Source organism: Pseudomonas psychrophila HA-4 (genome assembly GCF_000282975.1).
Lineage (GTDB): Bacteria > Pseudomonadota > Gammaproteobacteria > Pseudomonadales > Pseudomonadaceae > Aquipseudomonas > Aquipseudomonas psychrophila_A.
This window is the reverse complement of record NZ_ALJC01000115.1, coordinates 14812-38842: the sequence shown is the minus strand read 5'-3', so window position 1 is coordinate 38842 and position 24031 is coordinate 14812. Positions and strand designations below refer to the sequence as shown.

General features: G+C 55.9%; 17 protein-coding genes and 2 tRNA genes. 15 read left to right on the top strand and 4 right to left on the bottom strand.

Annotation, left to right across the window (positions count from 1 at the left end; translation table 11 throughout):
- Positions 1-27 precede the first annotated feature (27 nt).
- Positions 28-783 (top strand): TerC family protein, encoded by a 756-nt coding sequence (locus tag B347_RS0119370; RefSeq protein ID WP_019411353.1) that lies wholly within the window; start codon positions 28-30, stop codon positions 781-783.
- A gap of 63 nt (positions 784-846) precedes the next feature.
- Here the strand turns inward: B347_RS0119370 and B347_RS26745 are convergent, their stop codons facing one another.
- Positions 847-1014: a hypothetical protein gene (locus B347_RS26745; protein ID WP_019411352.1), complete on the bottom strand. Its 168-nt coding sequence runs from the start codon at positions 1012-1014 to the stop codon at positions 847-849.
- Between the two features lie 220 nt (positions 1015-1234).
- On the opposite strand from B347_RS26745, the gene B347_RS0119360 reads away from it, so the two are divergent.
- On the top strand, positions 1235-1912 hold the full coding sequence (locus B347_RS0119360; RefSeq protein WP_019411351.1) for a peptidase C39 family protein: 678 nt from the start codon (positions 1235-1237) through the stop codon (positions 1910-1912).
- A 78-nt stretch (positions 1913-1990) separates the two neighbouring features.
- Here B347_RS0119360 and B347_RS0119355 read toward each other — a convergent pair whose 3' ends face one another.
- On the bottom strand, positions 1991-3274 hold the full coding sequence (locus B347_RS0119355) for an NAD(P)/FAD-dependent oxidoreductase (protein WP_019411350.1): 1284 nt from the start codon (positions 3272-3274) through the stop codon (positions 1991-1993).
- A gap of 184 nt (positions 3275-3458) precedes the next feature.
- On the opposite strand from B347_RS0119355, the gene B347_RS0119350 reads away from it, so the two are divergent.
- The 10 genes from B347_RS0119350 to B347_RS0119305 all read left to right on the top strand — a co-directional run bounded on the left by B347_RS0119350 (position 3459) and on the right by B347_RS0119305 (position 19781).
- A tRNA-Val gene (locus B347_RS0119350) sits at positions 3459-3535 on the top strand.
- Positions 3536-4720: 1185 nt separating this feature from the next.
- Positions 4721-6088, top strand: a complete 1368-nt coding sequence (gene bcsQ, locus B347_RS0119345; RefSeq protein WP_019411349.1) for a cellulose biosynthesis protein BcsQ — start codon at positions 4721-4723, stop codon at positions 6086-6088.
- Entirely contained in the window at positions 6085-8313 is a 2229-nt protein-coding gene (gene bcsA, locus B347_RS0119340) for a UDP-forming cellulose synthase catalytic subunit (protein WP_019411348.1), read from the top strand. Before bcsQ ends, bcsA begins: the two co-directional genes overlap by 4 nt.
- Positions 8313-10589: a cellulose biosynthesis cyclic di-GMP-binding regulatory protein BcsB gene (gene bcsB, locus B347_RS0119335; RefSeq protein ID WP_019411347.1), complete on the top strand. Its 2277-nt coding sequence runs from the start codon at positions 8313-8315 to the stop codon at positions 10587-10589. Before bcsA ends, bcsB begins: the two co-directional genes overlap by 1 nt.
- A 6-nt stretch (positions 10590-10595) precedes the next feature.
- A complete protein-coding gene (gene bcsZ, locus B347_RS0119330; protein WP_019411346.1) occupies positions 10596-11828 on the top strand; it encodes a cellulose synthase complex periplasmic endoglucanase BcsZ in 1233 nt (410 codons plus the stop codon).
- A complete protein-coding gene (locus B347_RS0119325; RefSeq protein ID WP_019411345.1) occupies positions 11804-15844 on the top strand; it encodes a cellulose synthase subunit BcsC-related outer membrane protein in 4041 nt (1346 codons plus the stop codon). Before bcsZ ends, B347_RS0119325 begins: the two co-directional genes overlap by 25 nt.
- 15 nt (positions 15845-15859) lie before the next feature.
- The gene (locus B347_RS0119320) at positions 15860-16522 is read left to right on the top strand and encodes an SGNH/GDSL hydrolase family protein (RefSeq protein WP_019411344.1); all 663 of its coding nucleotides are present in this window, start codon (positions 15860-15862) and stop codon (positions 16520-16522) included.
- Positions 16519-17193, top strand: a complete 675-nt coding sequence (locus tag B347_RS0119315) for an alginate O-acetyltransferase AlgF (protein ID WP_019411343.1) — start codon at positions 16519-16521, stop codon at positions 17191-17193. The genes B347_RS0119320 and B347_RS0119315 overlap by 4 nt, the downstream gene beginning before the upstream one ends.
- A gap of 18 nt (positions 17194-17211) precedes the next feature.
- Positions 17212-18627 carry an MBOAT family O-acyltransferase gene (locus B347_RS0119310; RefSeq protein WP_019411342.1) on the top strand — a complete coding sequence of 472 codons (1416 nt, stop codon included), beginning with the start codon at positions 17212-17214 and terminating at the stop codon, positions 18625-18627.
- Positions 18628-18638: 11 nt separating this feature from the next.
- The gene (locus B347_RS0119305) at positions 18639-19781 is read left to right on the top strand and encodes an alginate O-acetyltransferase AlgX-related protein (protein ID WP_026014295.1); all 1143 of its coding nucleotides are present in this window, start codon (positions 18639-18641) and stop codon (positions 19779-19781) included.
- Between the two features lie 321 nt (positions 19782-20102).
- Here the strand turns inward: B347_RS0119305 and B347_RS0119300 are convergent.
- Positions 20103-20177, bottom strand: a tRNA-Gln gene (locus B347_RS0119300).
- A 324-nt stretch (positions 20178-20501) separates the two neighbouring features.
- Here B347_RS0119300 and B347_RS0119295 point away from each other — a divergent pair.
- From B347_RS0119295 to B347_RS0119285, 3 genes are all read left to right on the top strand, one after another.
- Complete coding sequence (locus B347_RS0119295) at positions 20502-21059, top strand: helix-turn-helix domain-containing protein (protein WP_019411340.1); 558 nt, start codon at positions 20502-20504, stop codon at positions 21057-21059.
- Positions 21060-21075: 16 nt separating this feature from the next.
- Complete coding sequence (locus B347_RS0119290; protein WP_019411339.1) at positions 21076-22422, top strand: glutamine synthetase family protein; 1347 nt, start codon at positions 21076-21078, stop codon at positions 22420-22422.
- A 102-nt stretch (positions 22423-22524) separates the two neighbouring features.
- On the top strand, positions 22525-23340 hold the full coding sequence (locus B347_RS0119285) for a helix-turn-helix transcriptional regulator (protein WP_033388011.1): 816 nt from the start codon (positions 22525-22527) through the stop codon (positions 23338-23340).
- Here B347_RS0119285 and B347_RS0119280 read toward each other — a convergent pair.
- Positions 23337-23927: a LysE family translocator gene (locus B347_RS0119280; RefSeq protein WP_019411337.1), complete on the bottom strand. Its 591-nt coding sequence runs from the start codon at positions 23925-23927 to the stop codon at positions 23337-23339. The two genes, B347_RS0119285 and B347_RS0119280, sit on opposite strands and share 4 nt — an antisense overlap.
- Positions 23928-24031: the final 104 nt, after the last annotated feature.

Below are 24031 nucleotides of genomic sequence, written 5' to 3'. Positions count from 1 at the left end.
GTCTTACTGCAGAGTCAGAACGCACTTATGGAATACCTTTTAGAACTGGCTGTCAGCCCTACGGCCTGGATCGCCCTGGCCACGCTGATCGTGATGGAAGTTGTGCTCGGGATAGACAACTTGATCTTTATTTCCATCTTGACCAATAAGTTGCCGGCGCAATTTCGCACCAAGGCCCGACGTATCGGTATCGGCCTAGCGCTGATTCTGCGTTTGGGCCTGCTTAGTACCATCGCCTACATCGTGCAACTGACCACGCCGGTGTTTGAAGTGTTGGGTCAGGCCTTCTCCTGGAAGGACATGATCTTGATTGCGGGTGGTTTGTTTCTAGTCTGGAAAGCCACCAGTGAAATTCACCACAGCATGACTCCGGAATCAGAAGACAAAGCTGAAGATGTGTCTTCCAAAGTAGCCATTGGCTTTGCTGCTGCGATTGGTCAGATTTTGATGCTGGACTTGGTGTTTTCCATCGACAGCATCGTAACCGCGGTCGGCATGACCGAGCATTTGCCGATCATGGTGATTGCGGTAGTGGTGGCGGTGTTGGTGATGCTGCTGGCTTCGGAGCCTTTGGCCAAGTTCATCAATGAAAACCCAACCGTGGTGATGTTGGCCCTGGCGTTCCTGATCATGATTGGCATGACGTTGATCGCTGAAGGCTTTGGTGCTCATGTGCCAAAAGGCTATGTGTATGCGGCCATGGCGTTCTCCGCCACGGTTGAAACATTGAATATTCTGGCGCGGCGGGTGCGGGAAAAACGCCAAGCGTTGTTGGCGAAGTAAGCGCGGGTAGTCACTGAAAACCGTCCAACCTTTCGGGATGGACGGTTTTTTTTGCTAAAGGCTTTAGTGGGCGCTGGCAGTCGTAGTTGCCGGTTGTTCGGGTGTTTCTTCCTTTTTTGGCTCTACCTGCGGATGATGATGGCGGCTAATGCGCATCAGCCCCCAGAACATCGCGGCGGCGACGGTTAACCAGCCAGTGATCAGCAGGATTATCGTCAATGTAGGGCTCATAAGTGCCTCCTTTGCCCGTGGTGGGCATAAACACTCTGCAGGTCACAGTCTAGCGTTAGCCGTGTTGCAGTCTATTGACCAAAGGTCGTGATTAACTAACTGATTGGCTCTATGGATGCGCCCTCACTGTGGTTTCAGGCTATACCTTGCCTTATTGGCGCCCTATGATCGACGGCCATGTCGGACCTCAAGGTTTGGCGCTCATTCTAAGCGAGGGAATATGCAGGGAGTGATTGTATTAAAAGCTGCGCGACTATGGCTGATGGCCGCGTTGGCCTTGGCCGTCGTAGGCTGTGCCAGTGTTGATCAGACTGAAATGCGCCGTTTGCCAGAAAGAGTCGAGCTTAATGGTGTGCCCTTTTTCCGTGGCAATGCCTATCAAAGCGGTCCACAAGTACTGGCCAGCATGCTGGGCGAACAACACATCAGAATCACGCCGGGCCTTTTGACCAAACCGTTGAAACTGCCCGAGGCAGAAGCGTCACTGCAAGGCAACATGGAGCAACTGGCCGGGCAGTACGGGCTCATGGTTTATCCGCTGGACTCATCACTTCCAGCATTATTGACTCAGGTGGCGGCGGGGCACCCAGTGATGGTTCGCTTCATGGACGGCAGTATCTGGACCGAACCGCGTTATGCGGTACTGGCGGGCTATAACCGCACCAAGCAGACCGTATTATTGCGGGCGGGGATGGACCGGCGGCGACTCATGGACTTCAAAAAATTCGAGTCTAGCTGGAAAGACGCTGGTGGTTGGGCCGTGTTGATTATGTCGCCGGACCAATTACCGGCCAACGTCGACAATGCGCGCTGGTTAAAAGTCGCCAACGAACTGTCTCGTTCTGGGCAAGAGCAGGCTGGGTCCAAGGCAATTAAGACGCTGCAAGCGCACAAATAACAAGACGCAGGCTGCGATCAATAAAGATCGCAGCCTGCGTGCGTTAAACGGGATGGCTCTCAGGCGGCATCCAATACCTTAGAGCCCGAATTTGTCCCGAAGGCTGTAATACCAAGCGCCGAGCGCAGTCAGCGGCGTGCGCAACAACTGCCCGCCTGGGAAGGGATAGTGCGGCAGATCAGCAAATGCATCGAAGCGTTCAGCCTGTCCACGCAGGGCCTGCGCCAGTACCTTGCCGGCCAAGTGGGTATATGTCACCCCATGCCCACTGCACCCTTGCGAGTAATAAATGTTGTCACCGATACGCCCAACTTGAGGCAAGCGTGACAGCGTCAATAGGAAGTTACCCGTCCATGCGTAGTCAATCTTCACGTCCTTGAGTTGCGGGAAGGCCTTGAGCATTTTCGGACGAATGATCGCTTCAATGTTTGCCGGATCACGTGCGCCATACACTACGCCGCCACCAAAGATCAGGCGCTTGTCGCCTGAGAGGCGATAGTAGTCGAGCAAATAGTTACAGTCCTCGACGCAATAATCTTGCGGCAGCAGCGTTTTGGCCAGCTCATCACTTAGCGGTTCAGTGGTGATGACTTGCGTGCCGCACGGCATCGATTTAGAGGCCAGTTCCGGTACCAGATTGCCCAGATACGCATTGCCCGCAACGATGATGAACTTAGCTCTGACCTTACCTTGCGGTGTATGCACCACCGGGTTGGCGCCACGCTCAATGCGCACGGCTGGCGACTGTTCGTAAATAGTGCCGCCTAATGACTCGACTGCCGCGGCCTCGCCCAACGCCAGGTTAAGCGGGTGAATATGCCCGCCGCTCATGTCCAGCAGGCCGCCCTGATAGTGATCGCAGGCCACCACTTCACGAATTCGGCGTTGGTCTAGCAACTCCAACTGAGTATTGCCATAACGCTCCCACAGCTTTTTCTGAGCTTCGAGATGGCCCATCTGCTTGCTGGTGATCGCTGCAAACACGCCGCCGTCTTTCAAGTCGCACTGGATCTGATACTTGGCGACGCGGTCGCGGATAATCTTGCCGCCTTCAAACGCCATCTGGCCTAACAGTTGTGCCTGCTTGGCGCCGACAGTGCGCTCAATCACATCAATGTCGCGGCTATAACTGTTAACGATTTGCCCGCCGTTACGCCCTGAGGCGCCAAAACCAACTTTGGCCGCTTCTAGAACGGTGACTTTAAAGCCGTTCTCCAGCAGAAACAGAGCACTCGACAGCCCGGTATAGCCAGCGCCGATGACGCAGACATCGGTTTCAACCTCATCCTGCAGGGCAGGGCGCTCCGGGGCCGTGTTAGCCGAGGCGGCATAGTAAGACTGGGGATAAGGTGTGTTCGCCATTCTGGAACCTCTGTTTTATATTTTTTACGAGTGCAGCCGATGCTACCTGAGTTGAAATCCACCCGCTAGCCAGCGCCCGCAGCGTATTTTTAGGCTTCAAATAAATAATTCGACTATTCATAGGGTTAGCTGCAAAAAAGGTGTTGACACACCTCCGCAAATCTATAGAATGCGACCCCACAGCAGGCACGTAGCTCAGTTGGTTAGAGCACCACCTTGACATGGTGGGGGTCGTTGGTTCGAGTCCAATCGCGCCTACCAAACAAAATCCGCTCTGCTGGGCGGTCTAGAAGGGCTCACCGAAAGGTGGGCCCTTTTTTGTTGTTTGCGATTTGCAAAGCTCCAGTCTGAGAGTGTCAGGCCAGCGCTTGCCATCAATAGAGATGGCGCCGGGAGTGTCTTGGCTTGATGCCTTTCACGCTGTTCTCGCCACCCGATTCAATGCAGGTTGGACAATTCATTTTTATCTCTTGGGTGGCTGTAGCGTGTTATGTCGAGTTATATCGCCCCGCTAATTCTTTAATTGCTTTGCAGTCTTGGCGAGATGCAAAAGCTGGCCAATGAGTGGAAAGAAAGTTATGGAGCTTCTTGCCGAGTGTTGCCGGGTCTGTGGTTGCTCGGCTGGCCGCTTAAGCACTTCGGTGATCCGACTTATTCGCTAGAGCTGCCCGCGGAGCGGGAACGAGGTCGTGCAGGAAGGCGCGCAAGCGTTTTCTCTCTGACTACAGCATGGCTTATCAACCCGCTTTGGCGGGTTTTTAATACCTGATGAAAAGACCATGAAACGCAAGCAAATTGATTGCGGGCAGCGAGTTAGGGGCCGGGAGATCAAAGTTGGCTTTGTCGCAGGTCAAGCCTGGGGGGCTTGATTTCCTGTAGTTCTAGGCGCGATTGGTTGGTAAGCGAAAGGAAATATTCTGTAGGACATTGGTGTTTGGTGATTACCAGCTAGAGTCAGATGGTGGGGCGATATTAATGCTGTGGGCGATTTAAGGCTTTTGAGTGATGTTGTTTTACCCTTTATTGGGGCGGTGATATTCAAATGAATGTAGTTGTGCGGATTTAATCTCTGTTCGGGGATATGGTCCGTGAATTGCTGTGTGCAGCCCCTTATGGCGAAGTATGGGGGCGTCAATTCAATGCCGACATGGATAACGATCCTGTAAACCCTTAAGATTTTATGCATAATCCTACGGTTTGGCCTTTGAGACCTGTAGATAGGGGGTTTCAACACGGCGGGTGGTGGTGATTTAGCTGAATCGACTCAGTAGCGTCAATTTAAAAAAATCGCAAAAAGTCAAAATTATGGCGAAACACATTGGATAAAAGATTTAATGCCTGACGCATTCAAAATATTGACGATGTCATTTTGATAGCTTATTTTGACGTCCGTAATGTCGCGAGGCATATGTCCTTAATAAAAAGTCAGCGTCACGGGAATTCTCTATGAATCGTACAGACGACATATCGAATCTTTTCAGCAGGTTCGGAGCTAGCTCGGACAGTTATCACGAGTTCGAAAGTCAGTTCGATTACAAAGAGAAGCAAGAGACGCTTGAGCTGGAAAAGACAGTGGTTACGCTTGAAGCTTTGCCTGAACCTGACGTAGTGGCCGCGCCTGTGGCTGAGGCTGTGCCTGAAGTTATCGTTGAGACCGCGCCTGCACCGGTGGTCGAACCCGTCGAAGAGAGAGTCGAGGCTGTGAAGGTTGAGCCGCAAGCGGCTGTTGAACCGGTCCCTCTTGAGTTGTCGGCCAGTGCGCCGGTCGTAGAGCCTTTGGTTGTTCCAGAGGTTGCGTCGGTATTAGCCTCTCCTGCCACACCAGAAATCCCAACTGTGGTTGCTGCACCCGAAAGTCTGGCGGCGCCAGTGGTCCCTGAAGAACAGTTGCTGCACGTTGCTGCTGCAACGGCTCCAGCCAAACTGCGTAACTTACTCGCAGAGGTGATTCAGGCTCGTCAGGTCGAGGCGCAAGTCTTGAGCGATGACGCACTGCGTCATGTGGCTACCAAGGCGCGTCCGGCGAAGTGCAAGGCGCACATTGTGGTGTTGGTCTCACTCAAGGGCGGCGTTGGTAAAACCACGCTGAGTGCTGGTCTTGCTAGCAGTTTGCGCATGGGTGGTGGTCGAACGCTGGCCATCGACCTTGATCCGCAAAACGCTTTGCAATTTCACCTCGGTGTCGAACAAAGTGTTTCGGGTATCGGCAGTGCCAATATGGCCGGGCAGAATTGGAACGACAGGTTACAGCATGGCTTTGATGGTTCGCTGTTGCTGCCTTACGGCGTTTTAAGTGACGACGAGTGTCACTCTCTCACTCGCGAAATGGCTGAGGACCGGCATTGGCTGGCGCGTCATTTAGATAGCATGGATTTGGGTGAGCACGATGTGGTGATCATTGATACGCCGACCGGATCTACGCAGTACTTAGAGCAGGCGCTGGATGTGGCCGATGAAGTGATTGTGGTCACCACCGCCGATGCCGCCAGTTTCATCACTCTGGATCAAATAGATCGCGTGCTGGGCGCCTCTGATGTGCGCCCGGCGTATTCGCACTGCAATTATGTGGTTAATCAGTTCGACGGCAGCCGTGAGTTTTCCCGAGACATGCTCCAGGTACTAAAACGACGTCTGGGGGAGCAATTGATGGCAGTTGTTTCTTTGGACAACACACTGGGTGAAGCACTGGCTTATGGGCGTAACCCATTGGCCATGGCTGAAACCTCAGTTGCGTGTCAGGACGTGCTGCTGCTGGGAGAGCAACTCAAGGCCCGATTCGAAACCTCGCGCGCTCAAGGGATTGAAGCCCAGTGATAAACACAACGCCGGAATCTGAAGCAGCAGCCGAGCCAACGCGCATCCAGCGTTTAGCTCAGGCGTTTTCCGATCGCTTTGATCAATGGCCGGATATGGCACGTCGCACGCTCATTATTAGCACCATGCTGATTTGTAGCGTGTTGGCAGTTTTTATCATCATTGCGCCGTTCGAGTTGTACGCGCAGTGCATCTTCGCGTTGGGCTGCTTCACGGTAGCGATGATTTTGCGCAAGATCCCGGGGCGTCTGACCGTGCTGATCATGATCGGCCTCTCGTTAACGGCCTCGTTGCGTTATATGTACTGGCGTCTGACCGCGACCTTGGGGTTCGAAAGCTGGGTCGACATGGCATTTGGTTACGGCTTGGTGCTGGCAGAAATCTACGCGTTGGTGGTGCTGGTATTCGGCTACTTGCAAACGGCCTGGCCGCTTCGTCGGCAACCGGTTCTGCTCAAGGGGCCACCGAGTGAATGGCCTGTAGTTGACGTGTTTATCCCGTCATACAACGAAGCCCTCGATATCGTAAAACTGACGATTTTTGCCGCCCAAGCCATTGACTGGCCCAAAGACAAATTGCGTGTCCACGTGCTCGACGACGGCCGCCGTGAAGACTTCCGCGACTTCTGCGAGCAGATCGGCGTCAACTACATCACGCGTGACAACAACCGCCACGCCAAGGCCGGTAACCTCAACGAAGCCTTGAAGGTCACCAGTGGCGAATTCGTGGCCTTTTTCGACGCTGACCACGTACCGACCCGTTCATTTCTGCAGGTGAGCATTGGCTGGTTTTTGAAAGACCCCAAGCTTGCGATGTTGCAAACGCCGCACTTCTTCTTTTCTCCGGACCCGTTCGAGAAAAACCTCAACACTTTCCGTTCAGTGCCGAACGAAGGCGAGTTGTTTTACGGCCTGGTGCAAGACGGTAACGACTTGTGGAATGCGACGTTCTTCTGCGGTTCTTGCGCAGTGCTACGCCGTGAGCCGCTGCTGGAAGTGGGCGGCGTTGCGGTAGAAACCGTGACCGAGGATGCCCACACCGCACTGAAACTCAACCGCGCGGGTTACAACACGGCCTATCTGGCGATCCCGCAGGCGGCCGGTTTGGCGACAGAAAGCCTGTCGCGCCATATCAGCCAGCGGATTCGCTGGGCTCGGGGCATGGCACAGATTTTCCGTACCGATAACCCGTTGGTTGGCAGGGGCCTGCACATGGGGCAGCGCTTGTGCTACCTCAACGCCATGTTGCACTTCTTCTATGGCTTGCCGCGTCTGGTGTTCTTGACCGCACCGCTGGCATACCTGTTTTTTGATGCGCAAATCTTCCATGCCACGGGGCTGATGATCAGTGCCTATGCATTGCCGCACATTTTTCACGCCAGTTTGACCAACTCCAGTATTCAGGGGCGTTTCCGACATTCGTTCTGGAACGAGGTCTACGAGACAGTGTTGGCCTGGTACATCATGGGTCCGGTGTTGATGGCGCTGGTCAATCCCAAGTTCGGTGGTTTCAACGTAACGGACAAGGGCGGCATCATCGACCAGACCTTCTTCGACTGGAAGCTGGCCCGTCCGTACATCATCTTGCTTGCGCTCAACGTGGCAGGAATGATTTTCGGCTTCGTACGGCTGGCACAAGGCGATGAATCCGCTGTTACCACGTTGCTCATCAACCTGGTATGGACCATCTACAACCTGATTATCACCAGCGCAGCCGTGGCGGTAGCGAGTGAAACCCGTCAGGTTCGCTCCGAGCCGCGGGTTGCGGCAGAGTTACCCGCGCTGCTGACGCTTGACGACGGTCGCGTGATTCGGGGCGTGACCCAAGACTTCTCGCAAAAAGGCATGGGCCTGCGTTTGCCAGAAGGCGTTAACGTGCCTCAAGGCACACGGGTGCAACTGTCTTTGTTTCGCAACGATCAGCCGAGTGTCTTCCCCGCCGTCATCGCCTTTAGCCGTGGCTCATTGTTGGGCGTGCAGTTCGAACATTTGACCTTGCATCAGCAAAGCGACTTGATACGCCTCACGTTCTCGCGTGCCGATACCTGGGCCTCAACCTGGGGGCACGGGCAGGTCGATACTCCGTTGACAGCCTTGCGTGCGGTCACCCGTATCGGTTGGCGCGGTGTCTGCGCACTCTTTAAAGCCACGACCATGGAAGTGAGCAGTCATTTGCACCGTCGTCGTGTCGCCCCATCCACTCTAGAAAACGTAATGGACAAGTGATGAATTTAAATTCTTTCGCTTTCGGTAATCTGCGCGACTCACGTCGTGCACTGGCAGGCCTGACATGTGCCTGGCTGGCGTTGAGTGGCGGCACTGCATTCGCCGAGACAGCTCCCGCGCCAGTTGCTCCGGCAGCCAGTCCCAACAGTTACACGGTGACCCTCAAGCAATTGGGGCGTAATTACCCCATGACGTTGCGCGGTGTTGATTCGACCGACAGCGTCAGTTTCAACGTGCGTGCCGACTCCATTGTTACCGGTGCCAAGTTGAATCTGGAATACGCGTATTCGCCAGCCTTGTTGGCGGATCTGTCGCAGATCAACGTTCTGGTCAACGATGAGGTTGCAGCTAGCCTGCCATTGCCCAAAGACAAGGCGGGGCAACCTCAGCAGCAGACGATTGATATTCCTGCGCACCTCATCACTGAGTTCAACCGTTTGAGCCTGCAATTTATCGGGCACTACACAATGAGTTGTGAAGACCCGCAGCACTCAAGCTTGTGGGCCAAAATCAGCAATGACACCAACTTAAAGATTGACGTGGCGCCCTTGTTATTGCCGAACGATTTGTCGATTTTGCCGTTACCGTTCTTCGACCGTCGGGATGCGCGACCATTAAACCTGCCGTTCGTATTTGTGAACTCGCCGGACAACGTCACGCTGGAGGCTGCCGGTGCGCTGTCTTCCTGGTTTGGCGCCTTGGCCAGCTATCGCGGGGCACGGTTTTCGTCGAGTTTGAATCAAATCCCCGCCTCGGGTAATGCCGTGGTTTTGGTTAGCGGCTCGGGTGATCTTCAAGTGGGTGGGGTGGCTCTGCCAGCGGCCAAGGGGCCGACCCTGAGCATCATCACTAACCCTAACGACCCAAATGGCAAGCTGTTGGTGATCAGCGGACGTGACAGTGCCGAGCTTAAGCGTGCCGCTACAGCACTGGTTCTTGGAAGCCAGGCGTTGTCGGGCAACAATGTGGTCATTGACAGCCTCACTGTCGTGCAGCCGCGCAAACCCTATGACGCGCCAAACTGGTTGCCAACGGATCGCAAGGTCAAGCTCGGCGAACTGTTGCCTGCACAGCAATTCAATGTGTCCGGCTACAACCCGGGCGACATCACCGTGCCACTGAACCTCCCGCCGGATCTGTTCACTTGGCGCGATGACGGGGCCCCGCTGGACCTCAAGTACCGCTACACGCCACAAGAAAAATCCAACAACTCGTCGTTCATTGTTAGTTTCAACGACGCGTTGATTAAGTCGCAGAGTCTGCCGTCCGAAGACAAGCTCGACAGCGGCGTGCTCAGTGCCTTGAAAGCCAATGATGGCAATCTTGATCGCGAGATCAGTGTGCGTCTGCCTCTGAACTCGGTCGCCCTGCAGTCACGTCTGCAACTGCGTTACATGTTCGACTACATCAAGCAAGGTGAATGCCGCGACATCATTATTGATAACATGCGCGGCTCAATCGACCCTGAGTCGACCTTGGATTTGACCGGCTATGATCACTTTATGGCGATGCCTAACCTAGGTGTGTTCAAAGACGCCGGCTTCCCGTTCACCCGTATGGCTGACTTGTCAGAAACCGCAGTAGTGCTGCCGGACCATCCAGGCATCGCTGAGTTGGATGCTTTCTTGACCGTACTCGGCCGTTTTGGTCAGTCCACCGGTTATCCAGCAGTCGGTGTGCAGGTTATCGAGGCCGCTCAGGTAGCAAGCGCCGCAGACAAGGATCTGCTGGTATTCGGCTCGGGCAACAATCAGCCATTGCTGACGCAGTGGGCCGATCGTTTGCCTGCCTACGATGCGAATGGTCAGCAGAAATTTCATTTGTCTGACTTGCCAATGCGCCTTCGTGACTGGTTCAGCCCTGACCCGGAAGCGAATCTGCGTAGAACCAAACTGGCCATGGCGTTCTCCGGTGGTGCTCGCAGCACTTACCTGACCGGCTTTGAGTCACCACTCAAGAGCGGTCGCAGTGTGGTCGTGATCGCCAGCGGCCAACCTGAAGGCCTCGCTGACGTAACCAATGCCTTGATTGGCGGTGATGACTACGCTCAATCCATTCAGGGCAGTCTGGTCGTGGTACGCGGTAAAACCATCGAGCCACTGGTGGCGGACGAGGACTATTACGTGGGTAGCTTGGGCACAGTTAAATACCTGCAATGGCTGATGTCGCGCCATGTGCTGTGGGTGTTGGTACTGACCGGATTGGGCGTGGTGCTGCTCAGTGGCCTGGCTTACTTGGCGTTGCGTGCACGTGCTAACAAACGTCTTAAAGGATAAGCCTTCGTGCCTTTGATAACGCGTGTGAAGGGAGGGGCTCTGCGCTTGCAAGGGCTAGCGCTGTTGGCGTTGCTGTTGACCTGGCTGTTGCCGGTCACAGCTCGCGCCGACACATGCAACTCGCCCTGGCCGCTATGGGAGACCTTTGTCGAGTACTTTGTGCAGCCGGACGGACGTGTCATGGATGCCAGCACGCCGCAGCGTCACAGCTCTTCAGAGGGGCAGTCGTATGCCATGTTTTTTGCGTTGGTGGCCAACGATCGTGAAACCTTTGAAAAGCTCTGGCGCTGGAGCGAGAACAACTTGGCGCAAGGTGACATCAAGACGCACTTGCCCGGCTGGTTCTGGGGGCTAGACGAGAAAGGTGAGTGGGTATTGCTGGACAGCAATTCGGCTTCTGATGGTGACTTGTGGTTTGCCTACGCGTTACTTGAAGCCGGTCGTCTGTGGCATCGCCCTGACTACATAGACGCGGGTCGGCATCTTCTGCGTAACGTCGCGGAGCAGGAAGTTGCCATCTTGCCGGGTTTAGGCAAGATGCTCATGCCGGGCAAGTTCGGTTTTATCAAGCCTGACCTGACCACGCCGGATCAATGGCAACTTAACCCTAGTTACATGCCGATTCCGATACTTCGACGTTTTGCAGAAGTCGATCCCAAAGGACCGTGGGCACAGATAGCGAAAAATACTGCAACTATGATCAAAGCCGTTTCTCACAACGGTTTTGTTGCGGATTGGGTCACTTATCGGGCTACCGGGCCTAAAACCGGCGAATTCATTGTTGATCCGACCAAGGGTGACCTGGGCAGTTACGACGCGATTCGTACGTATATGTGGGCTGGTCTGATGCCTGCACGTGATCGCCTGCGCAAAGCTATGCTCGATAATCTGGGCGGCATGCTTCAAGCCACTATTGACGATGGCGTACCCCCGGAAAAAGTTCGGGTCGTGAGTGGCGAGCGTAGTGGGGCGGGGCCGTTTGGTTTTTCCGCTGCGCTGCTCCCGTATTTCAATGCCTTGGGCAAAACGACACTGCAACAGCAAGAAGCCTTGCGAGTCGAGCAACTTATGGCGCAAAGCCTGACGCCTGAAGCGATCAAAATCGCCCAGCCGCCATATTACTTTTTTGTACTGAGCCTGTTTTCGCTGGGCTATATGGACAACCGCTACCACTTCCTCGATGACGGGAAGTTGCAACCGATGTGGGAGATGAAATGCCAGCGCGCCCTCACGCAATAGCCTTTGGGATATTTGCAGCCTTGATTAGCAGCAGCAGTTTTGCCGCACTGGATGATGCGGGCAAGGCACTGCTGCAACAGGGTAAATATTGGCAGACTCAAAATGATCCGGCTCGGGCCTCAGAGGTCTGGAAAAAGCTGTTGTTGATTGATCCGCAACAAGTTGATGCGCTCTATGGTTTGGGTTTGCTTGAACTCAAAGCAAAACGGCTTTCGGGTGCCAGCAATTACCTGGCGCAGATGAAGCAGTCCCATGCTGGCGATCCACTGACTTTGCAGTTGGAGCAGGCCATAGCGTTGCAGGCTGGTAATAACCCGGACCTGCTGGACCAAGCGCGCACTCAGGCCCGAAGTGGCGATCTGGAAAAATCGGTAGCGTTGTATCGACAGGCGTTTGCAGGCAAGGCGCCGCAAGGCGAGTTGGGCCTAGAGTTCTACAACTACTTGAGCTATACCCCCGGTGGTGCCAATGAAGCGCGTCAGGGGTTGGAGCGTTTGCTGCAACAGAACCCGAACAACGTTCAGGCCAAGCTGGTGCTGGCCAAGTTACTGATTCGCAATGAAGGCACCCGTCCTGAGGGTTTGAATCGTCTTGCGCAACTGTCCACGCTGCCTGAGGTGAGTGGAGAAGCCACCGAGAGCTGGCGTCAGGGTCTGGTTTGGCTAGGTACGCCACGTCCATCGGACATTCCATTGTTTGAGGCTTATCTCAAGGCCAATCCGAACGACGCTGAAATTCGTACACAAATGCAACGTCGTGCTACTGCGGGCACAACTGCCAACATGAACCCAAATCTGGCGCGTGGGTTCAAGGCCCTCCAAAACAATCAGTTGGGCGTCGCCGAGCAGGCATTTCTGGCGCGTCTAAAAGAGCAGTCGCAAGACCCGGATGCGCTGGGTGGCCTAGGTCTGGTGCGCCAACGCCAGGGGCGTTTAAGCGATGCCAATGAATTGCTGACCCGTGCGGCCTCTCGCGGTTCAGATAAGCGTTGGCAAACGGCACTCGACAGTAACCGCTACTGGAGCCTACTCAGCCAGGCTGAAAAGGCGCAAGCCAGTCAAGACCTGCCCCGTGCTCGTAACCTATTGCAGCAAGCCATTGCCAGCAAACCGCGCCAGCCTGAAGGCTACATCGCTCTTGGCGGGATTCAGGCAGAGCAAAATCAGTTAAACAACGCCGAGACCAGCTATCGCCAGGCCCTGAACTTAGACAACGACAACCCTGACGCCTTGTTGGGCCTTATCACGGTGATGTCGCAAAACGGTCAGGCCAGTCAGGCCATGCAAATGGTCGATCGAATGACGCCGGCCCAGCAGGCGCGTCTGGGTGATCTGCGTCCGTTGAAAGCGGCAGTGGCGGTTGGTAAGGCTAAAAATGCCGCTCGCAGTGGCGACCTCAAGGGCGCGATTGCGGCTCAGCAAGACGCGGTGCGCAATGATCCGGGTAGCGTCTGGACTAACTACGACCTGGCGCTTTATTACCTGCAAGCCAAGACGCCGGATAAAGCTCGACAAACCATGGCTGACCTGCTCAAGGCGAACCCGCAAAGCGCAGAGGCTTTGTACGCCAGCGCCTTGCTTTCAAGTCAGTTAGGTGAATGGCCTGCGGCGCAAACCACTCTGGATCGAATTCCTTTCAGTCAGCGAACTGCCCCGATGCAGCAACTGGCCAATGAAGCTCAGGTGCAGTCGTTGGTGAGTCAGGCCTCTGTGCTGGCCAAGCAGGGCGACCGCGCCCAGGCGCTGAGCTTGTTGCGTCGTGCTGAGCTGGCAGCCAATGGTAGACCTCAAACCATGGGGATGCTGGCGTCGGCTTACGTGGATGCCGGTTACCCCGATCACGCGCTGTCTATGTTGCGCAACGCTATTGCGCAAAGTAGCAACCCGCCGATGTCGTTGCGTCTTGCTTACGCCGGTTTGCTGCTGAAAACGGGTGACGATGCGCAGGTCAACCAGCTCTTGCACGAGTTGCAGAGTCAGCCTCTGACCGCTGCTGATCAACGCACCTACGACGAAGTGCTGTTCTTGTACACCGTGCGTCAAGCTGATGTATTGCGAGAGAAGGGCGACTTGGTTGCTGCCTACGACACGTTGGCCCCGGCATTGGCCCAGCGACCAAATGACCCGTTGGCCAACGGTGCTTTGGCCCGTATGTACCTGGCCAACGGCGACAGTGCCAAAGCCATCGCGCTTTACAAACCCTTGCTTCGAAACGCGCCAAATGACCCCCAATTGCAAATCGGCATGGCTCAGGCCTTAAGCAAAGCGGGTGATAAGAGCGGGGCTGCTGACGCGGCGGATAAGGCCTTGGAACTGGCGCCTAATGATGCGCAGATTCTTGCCAGCGCGGCAGGCATTTTCCGTGCTCAGGGTAAGAATGCCAAAGCTCAGGACCTGTATACGCGCGCGTTGGCATTGCAGGCGCCGGTCAACAAGCAAGAAGCTAATCCATTCGCGAGCACGGCGTCTGCTAACCCATTTGTCGGGGCTGCCGGTCAGCGTCGTCAGTCGCGCTTGTCGCAGAACACTTCTCAGATTCCGGAGCCCGCGCAGGCACAACTTGTTGCAGCGGATGATGTGATTGAGCCAGCCCCGCGCTTTTACGCGGGCAATCCGGGCAGCTCAGCGCGTATAGCGCCGGCACCGGGTGCTAGCCAAGGGCGGTATGCGATCCCGCCGCTGGATGATGATTACGGTGATACTCGCCGTGTAGCAGCAGCCCCGCCAATCGATCCGCAGGAAGATGCGCGTCAGGCGATGGAAACTGCTTTGAGCGAGATCAAACAGGAGCGTAGTCCGCGTATCACCCAGGGCATAGCCATTCGCAGCAATGACAGCGAGTCGGGTCTGAGCAAAATGACTGACGTTGAGGCTCCTCTGGAGATCAGTCTGCCGGTGGGCGATGACCGCGTCGCCTTACGCGTGACGCCGGTGTCGTTGAACGCTGGCAGCGTGGGCGACGACGCTAAAACCCGGTTCGGTGGGCCTAACGCTGCACAAATAGCAGCAGTACAAACGGTACTGGCCGGGGCCAATCCAACCCCAGCCAGCTTGGCGGCGGCCAGCGGTGTCAATGGTTCGACAGGTCGTCAAAAAGACTCTGGCGTTGGTGTGGCGGTGGGTTACGAAATGCCCTCCGAAGGCCTCAAGGCTGACATCGGTGTTACTCCGCTGGGCTTCTTGTACAACACCGCAGTGGGCGGCGTGAGCCTTGATCGTGCGTTCAGCGAAGACAGCCTGTTCCGCTACGGAGTCACACTTTCGCGTCGGGCTGTCAACGACAGTCTGGTGTCCTTTGCCGGCGCTCAAGATGCTCGCAGCGGGCTTAAATGGGGCGGCGTTACCGCTAATGGTGCGCGCGTGAAACTGGGCTATGACAACGGTGAGTACGGCGCGTACGGCTATGGCGGTTTGTACAAACTGCTGGGCAACAACGTTAAAGACAACACCCTTGCCGAAGGCGGCGCCGGAATCTATTGGTACCTGGTCAAAGATGACACCCGCCAGTTGACTGCGGGTCTGGGTGCTACGGCCATGACATACGACAACAACCAGGGCGTCTACACCTATGGCAGCGGCGGCTACTTCAGCCCGCAGAACTACTTCTCCATCGGGGTGCCTGTCAGTTGGTCGCAACGCACTGATCGCTTGAGTTACACGCTGCGCGGTTCGGTGGGGCTGCAGCACATCGAACAGGATTCAACACCATACTTCGCTAACGACAATGCTATGCAGGGCGCTCTGGAGCAGGCGTCAGCGGGTTATGCAGCTGCTGGCTCTTCATTGCTGACCCAGTACTCAAGCCAGAATAAAACAGGCATCGGTTACAACCTTGGTGCGGCGGCCGAGTATCGACTGGGCAGTAACATGATTCTGGGCGGCAGCTTCGGGATGGACAACGCCCAGGACTACAAGCAATGGACCGGGGGGTTATACCTGCGTTACACGCTTGAAGACTTCACTGGGCGCATGCCAATGCCGGTCAGCCCGTATCTTTCCCCGTATTCGAATCAGTAAGCAGGAGCTTTTATCATGGCAGCATCTCTTTTGGCGGGCATGACGATTTTAATGATTGGCGACAGCCACTTAGCGACGCCTGGGTATTTGATTTCTTCGTTGCACGATGACCTTGTTGCCAAGGGTGCAAAAGTGCACACCCTGGGCGTTTGTGGTTCAAACCCTAGTGATTGGCTTAAAGCATCGCCGGCAGGCCAGTGTGGCGCTGCTGAGCGACGTGACTCGGGCAAAGTTGTGGTGTTGAGCGATAAGACCGCGACGACACCGATCAGTGAGTTACTGGCTGCCGAAAAGCCGGACATCGTATTGGTTGTGCTGGGCGACACCATGGCCGGTTACGATAAACCGGCGTTTCCCAAAGCCTGGGCGTGGCAGCAGACTGGGGCGTTGACTAAGGCAATAGCCGCAAGTGGCACACATTGTGTTTGGGTTGGCCCAAATTGGGGTTCCCCGGGCGGTAAGTACAACAAGACCCCGGAGCGTGTTCAGGCTGTCTCCGAGTTTCTCAAGAGTAACGTTGCACCATGTAACTACATTGATTCATTGGCGTTTTCCAAACCAGGGCAATGGGCAACAGTCGATGGCCAGCACATGACTGCGCCTGGCTATAAGGTCTGGGGCGACGCCATTAGCGGCGCCTTGGAAAACGCCCCTGTCGTCAAGGAAGTCAAAAAATGATTAAACAGCTTTCGGCGTTAGTGGTTGTTCCCGTTTTGGCATTTAGCGCCTTGGCGGGCGCTGCTCCAGCCCTATACCCAACAGGCCCAGCCGCAGATTCGGCGTTCATTCGTTTCGTCAACGCCAGCACGGCGCCGCTGGAGGTGACTGCGCAAGCTGGTCAACCGCCGTTGCGTCTGGAAGCTGCTAACCCGGTATCGGATACGTTTTCGGTGGACTCAAGCAAGCCGATCACGGGTACGTTGAGCAGTGGTGATCAGAATTTGGCCATCGACCTGAAAGTCGGACCGGGTGAGTTTGTCAGTGTCTTTACTCTGCCGTCGGGCGCCGGTATCGAGCAGGCCGTGGTGCGCGAGACACCGGATGACTTCAACGCAAACAAGGTGTCGTTGGGGTTCTTGAACGCAGACACTTCCTGCGCCGATGCCACGTTGCGTCCTGCCGGGCGTAACGCAGATCTGTTCACGGCAGTGCCGGTCAACAGTGCGCAACGACGCTCGATCAATCCGGTCGGTCTGTCAGTGCAACTGGTGTGTGCGAATGCCAATGTCGGTGCGCCGCTGGACCTGGGGACTCTTAAGGCAGGCGATCGCTTCAGCGTGCTGTTGGTGCCTTCAGCCAACGGGCCACAGCTGTTGCAAGCATCGGATATTCCATTGCAATCCCACTGATCGGATTCTATCGCCGCCATGGTCTTCGCCTCCCTTGAGTTCCTGACGCTGTTTCTGCCTGCCTTTTTGCTGATTTACGCATTGGGCAAGCCGCAGTGGCGTAACGTCATTTTGTTGATCGGCAGCTGGTTGTTTTACGGCTGGCTGAACCCGATGTTTCTTGCGCTGCACATGGCGTTGACCGTGGTGGCATGGGTTGGCGGGCTGTTGATCGACCGCTCGCGGGAGGACTCCAAGGGGCGCGTGCGGCTGTTGATTGGTCTGATTGTGTTCAACACGGCGGTGTTGTGCTGGTACAAATACGCCAACATTCTGGCCGCTACTTGGATGGAGTGGATTACTTACCCAGGAGCCATGCCGCTGGAGTGGCAGCGTGTCGCGTTGCCGGCCGGGTTGTCGTTTATTGTGCTACAGGCGATTTCCTATTTGGTGGACGTCCACCGGCATACCGTGCCGGTGGAGCGTAGCTTCATCAATTACGCCACTTACATCTCAATGTTCGGCCACTCGATTGCCGGTCCGATCATTCGTTATGACTGGGTGCGTCGCGAGCTGGTCAAGCGTTACTTCGACTGGCAGAATTTTTCGCTAGGTGCGCGCCGTTTCATGATCGGCATGTGTATGAAAGTGCTGGTGGCCGACACCCTGTCGCCGCTGGTGGACGTGGCGTTTCACTTGGACAATCCGTCCTTTGTCGATGCCTGGATCGGTTGCCTGGCGTATTCGCTGCAACTGTTTTTCGACTTTGCCGGCTACAGCGCCATGGCCATCGGCCTGGGCTTGATGCTGGGCTTTCACTTCCCAGAAAACTTTAACCAACCGTATCTGGCTCGCAGCATCCAGGATTTCTGGCGGCGCTGGCACATGTCGCTGTCCAGTTGGTTGCGTGACTACTTGTACATCGCCCTTGGTGGCAATCGCAAAGGCGCCTGGAAAACCTATCGCAACTTGTTCCTGACCATGGCCATCGCCGGTCTGTGGCATGGCGGCGACAGCTGGAACTACCTGCTGTGGGGCGCTGCGCACGGTATTGCCCTGTGTGTGGACCGCCTGTGGTCACGCTCGACCTTGCCGAGCATCCCGCCGGTGCTGGCGCATACCTTGACCCTGCTCTTTGTGTTTATGGCCTGGACGTTGTTCCGCGCGCCGGACTTTCATTCGGCGTTGAACATGTACGCCGGGCAGATTGGTTTGCACGACTTTGCACTGGGCGATGCGCTGGCCGTGACCCTGCGTTCAGCCCATGGCCTGGCGGCTTTGCTGGGCATCGCCTGCATCCTCGCGCCGGCCTTTAAAAGCCGGTATGAGCAACGCTTCGGCGGCTCAGCGCTGTATGCACCGATAGCGGCCGTGTGGCCGGTGGCGGGTTTTCTGCTTTCGTTCGCGTTGATCGCGAGTCGTGAAGCGGTGCCTTTCCTGTACTTCCAGTTCTGATGGCCGAGCCCATGCCTGACTCATCCCCAAAACCGGCCATGCCGAGTGAATTCACTGCCCGAATCAGCAAGCTTTCCGGCTGGATATTCGCCGCGTTTCTGCTGGTAAGTTTTGCCTCGGCTGTTTGGCTGTTGCTCAGCGGCAAGGTGGAACTGTTGCCGCCTAATCTGACCCGTGACGCGGTGTTGCATGGCGAAGTAACGCACAAAATTGCCAAGCAATTGTCGATGGCGGCTGTGCCTGAACGCGCCGCAGACCTAGAGCGCGCAGCGAGTTGGCTGACGTTTCACGACACTGGAGCGCGGGTGCGTCCGGGGTGTGATGGCTGGTTGTTTTTGACTGACGAAATGCGCATAAACCGGCACGCGCAAGACAATGCTGACGCCAAGGCTGCGGCGATACTCGATACTCAGCAACGTTTAGCCAAACGCGGCATTGCGTTGCTGGTGGCTGTAGTGCCAGACAAGAGCCGTATTGCCAGCGATCAACTGTGCGATCTGCGGCGTCCGGCGCAATTGCAAAACCGCGCCGTGGAGTGGGTCGACGCATTGAACAAAGCGGGCGTCAAGGCGATTGACCTTGCACCGGCACTGCAACCGTTGGGGGCCGAAGCGTTCTTGCGCACCGACACCCACTGGAGTGAAATCGGCTCGTCGGCGGCCGCAAAGGCGATCGCGCAGCAAGTGCAGGCGATGGGCATCAGCGCCACGCCGCACACCGAGTACGATCTGACCGTTCAGAGCCCGGCGCGCCGCCCGGGCGACCTGGTGCGTCTGGCCGGACTTGAGTGGTTGCCGCTGACCTCGCAACCCGCGCCGGAAACTGTCGCGTCGAGCCAGATCACTGCCAATAAAGTCGACACCCAGAGTGACGCAAACAGCCTCGATGATCTGTTCGGTGATACCAACCTGCCCAGCGTCGCGTTGGTCGGCACCTCCTTTTCACGCAACTCCAATTTCCTTGGCTTTTTGGAGAAGGCGCTTGGCGCGCCGGTGACTGACTTCTCCAAGGATGGCGGCGAGTTTTCCGGGGGGGCGAATAACTACTTCAAAAACCTGGCGTTCAAAGACACTCCGCCCAAACTGTTGATCTGGGAAATTCCCGAGCGTGATATTCAGACGCCATACAGCGAAGCGATTCAGTGGGCGAAGTAAATCCGGGGCGAGGCTTGCACGCCGTTTAGGGGCTGCTGCGGACGGCGTCAGCGAAAAGAACCGTCATCGTGCGGCCCGCGCCTCGCACATCAGGGTGCTCACTTGAGAGGGAGTTACTGAGAGCTTGACAGGTTCTGCTGGCCGCATCGCACACGGGAATCTGGGGGCGCTGTGATGCTTTTAAGGGGCGCGTCAGGGCTGTCTGGCGAACTGCGACAAGCGCATGCGGCAGAGCGTTATAAAAGGCTTAGGTAAAAAACGATGAAGTGGTTATTCGTGTAGTGCCTGGCGGCAGAATAACGAGGATTTGAATCTTGAAAATGGCAGGGGCGGCTGGATTTGAACCAACGCATGGCAGGATCAAAACCTGCTGCCTTACCGCTTGGCGACGCCCCTGTATCTGTTGCGAGAGTGCTTGGCACTCTGTGTGACGCTGCTTACTGCGAGGTTTTTGAGGTCTGCTGTAAGAGTGCGCGAGAATTTATCAACATTTTCTCCATCTGGGAACCCCTCAACTTAAAAAATCACGTAAAAACAGCCGCTTACTGCCATTTAAGGCCATGTCGAAAGCATTTTGGCCCTGGGTTCGGTTACACCGTGAAAAAATGACCTTGCGTGCGTGAAATTTAAAGCGTATTTTTTCATGAAATTAAATGTATTAAATTTCATGGCGATCTAGATGTTCAAACTCCCCAGTGGGTTATTTCCCGGATTCAGCGCGTGAACAAACAAGAAGAAATCGCCGCGCTAGCGATCCTCATCCACGATCTGCGTAAGCACAAGAAAATCACCCTGAAGGAGCTAGCCGATAACATTGGCCGCTCGGTGGGTTTTCTGTCGCAGGTTGAGCGTGGTTTGTCGCGGCCTACGGTGGCCGATCTGACAGCCATCAGCGAAACATTGGGCGTGCCGACAACCTATTTCTACAACATGCCCAAGCCTAAGCAATTATCGTGGGTCACCCGCCCGGACGAACGCCGTACCTTGCATCTGGCCAATGGTATTACCGACATTTTGGTATCGCCGAAGATTAGGGCTTCGTTTTCCATGCTCGAAAGTGTGCTGGAGGCGGGAGCTACTAGCGGCGAGCGGCACATGCTCGACAGCTCGGAGCAGGGCGGTTATGTGCTTGAAGGCGAATTGACCCTATGGCTTGGCGATGACGATGCCCCGGTGACCCTGCGGGCAGGCGACAGCTTTCAGTTCGACAGCCACACCCTTTGCCGTTACGCCAACCTGACCGAGCATCTCGCGCGAGTGCTTTGGGTCTACACCTGATTAAGGATGAACAATGATGGATGCTGCCTGCTCTGATTTGCTGGCTGAAGTGCGTGCCTTTCGCCAGCGCCACCCCGATGTGCGGTACGTTGACCTGATCTCCCTAGACATCCCGGGGCATTTCTACGGCAAGCGTTACCCCATCGACATGCTCGAAAAGGTCGCGGCTGGCAGCGTCCTCAAATTGCCGCAAAACTGTGTGCTCTTGGGCGTACAGGGCGGGCTGTTCAAGATCGGTGATTATTGTTTCAACGATGGCGACCCGGATGCCGTGCGGCGCTTGGTGCCGGGCACACTCAAGCCGGTGACGTGGGAAGGGCAACCGTTGGGGCAGATGTTGATTACCTCGGACGGCACAGAGAAGCCCATCGAATTCGAGCCGCGTGAAGTGCTGGCGCAAGTGCTGAACCGACTGGCGGACAAAGGCATTCACCCGGTGGTGGCGTTTGAACTGGAGTTTTATCTGTTCGACAGGCAACTGCGCGATGGCTTGCCGCAGTTCCCGCGGGATCAGCAGACCGACGATGCCGATGACCAACCCAATATGCACATCGAGCGTCTTTCGCGTTTTGCGCCGGTGCTTAATGAGATGGTTGAGGCGGCGCAGATTCAGGGCATTGATGCGACGGTGATCACCGCCGAGCTAGGGCCGGGTCAGTTTGAAATAAATTTTGGTCACCTGGATGACGGCTTGCGTGCCGCAGACTGGTCGGCGCTGTTCTGTCGCAGCACCCGGGGTGTTGCCTTGAAACATGGCTATCGCGCCAGCTTTATGGCCAAGCCCTACTTGCAGCAGCCGGGCAGTGGCATGCATGTGCATGTCAGCCTGTACGACGCGGCAGGCAACAACCTGCTCGCGGCCAATCAGCAGCAACCGCTGCGCCATGCCATTGCTGGCTGTCTTGACCTGTTGCCCGCGTGCATGCCGATCTTCGCCCCGAACCACAACGCCTTTCGCCGTCTGGGTGGCACCACCAATATCGCCACCCGAGCGAGTTGGGGGTTTGAAGACCGCGACGCATGCTTACGGATTCCTGAGTCGGACGCTAAAAACCTGCGGGTTGAATACCGTCTGGCAGGGGCCGATGCCAACCCGTATTTGGTGCTGGCGGCAATTCTGGTTGGGCTCGAGCACGGGCTTGAAACCGCTAAAGAGCCTATCCCGCCGCTTAACGAAGACCGTAACAGCGGCATCGACTTCCCGCTGGACATGCTTGAAGCGGTGCGCGTGATGCAACATCAGCCGTCACTGCGTGCAGGCCTGGGGGCGGAATTCGTAGACGTTTATTGCGAGAACAAACGTCAGGACCATCTGGCCTTCATGCAGGAAATCAGTGCGCGTGAATATCGCTGGTTCTTGTAAGTCGGTTTCTGTCTAGGTGAGGTCTTGTGGCTAAACTGTGCGCAATGTCTCTGAACGCAGATACATTTCGTGCAGGTTCTACTTCGATATCAGGTAAACACCATGCCCAGCGATGCTACGAGCGCAATCCCCCGGTTTTGGAGAGATCCTCACTTGCCTTTCATCGAGGCACGCTCAATCGGCGATGGTCGAAAGATTTGTTATACCCGGCATTCCCACGAAGAATTCTCCATCGGCGCCATCACTTCGGGGCGTTGTACTTACGTGCATGAGAAAACCCGTCATACAGTCAGCACCGGCACTGTGGTGTTGATGAATCCGGGCGAGGTGCATGCCTGTAACCCCATTGAGGACGAGCCGTGGTCCTACCTGATGCTGTTGTATGTCGATCCACACTGGCTGGCCAGCCTTCAAGGCGAAGGAGAGCAGGGAGCTCAGCCAGTTTCTGCGACTCATACCCAATCGCCAGCACTGTTTAATGGCCTGATTAATCTGTATGCACAACTGATTGATCCGGTGGGTGAGACCTTGGCCAAGCATGAAGCAGCCGTTGGTTTTTTCTCAATGATGCAACGGTCACTGGGCAGCTCAACGGCGCTGCCCAAGACCGCCAACCTGCGAGTTGAACGGGTTGCTGAGTACATCGATGCACATTTCATGCGTTCGATTCGCCTTGGGCACATGTGTGCAGTTGCCAGCTTGTCAGAGGCTTACCTGATTCGTGCGTTTGAACAGCGCTACCACATGACGCCCCACGCTTACCTGACCAACCGGCGGGTTCAGTACGCCCAGACGCTGCTGCGGGAGGGCGCAACTATCGCTGCCATCGCACAACAGAGCGGTTTTTCTGATCAGGCACATTTGCAGCGGGTGTTTAAAAAGCATCTTGCCGCCACGCCCGGCCAATACAAGGTTTAAAACCACAGTAATGAGACTGCGCAACCTGAAAGCATGACTGCCATGCAGCGATTGAACAGGCGAATGCGTGGTGGGTTGTGCAGGTAGCGGTTTAGAAAAGCCCCGGCATAGGCCCAGCAGGCGATCGACACATAACAGACCACAAAGTAAATCAACGCGAACGACCAGATCAGCATGGCCTCACCGCTGGCGACAAACGCTCCCATGCCCGCGACTGCTGCCAGCCAGGCTTTAGGGTTAAGCCACTGCATGATCAGGCCATTGATGAACGACGGTTGCAGTGTTGCCGTGCCATCGACATCGATTCGACCGTTATCGGCGGCCAACTTCCAGGCCAAATAAAGCAGAAAAGCCATCCCGCCCCAGCGAATTAAGTCGGTCAGCAGTGGCCACTGTTTCAATACCTCATGCAGGCCGAAACCGGTGAACAACAGCAGCACCACAAACCCCACGGTGGCGCCCAGAACATGCTTCAGACTGGGGCCAAACCCCAATTGCCTGCCGCTGCTCAAGGCCACGATATTTACCGGCCCAGGTGAAATAGAGGCCGCCAAGGCAAATGTGGCCATAGCAATAAACACGCTCATTGCTGAGCTCCTTCTTGTGAGTGAGCCTGTAGAGTGCGGGGCTGGACAGCGCGCGTATTGAACAAAACTCCCTAATGCAGGATGCTGCGCCGGACGTGAGTGTC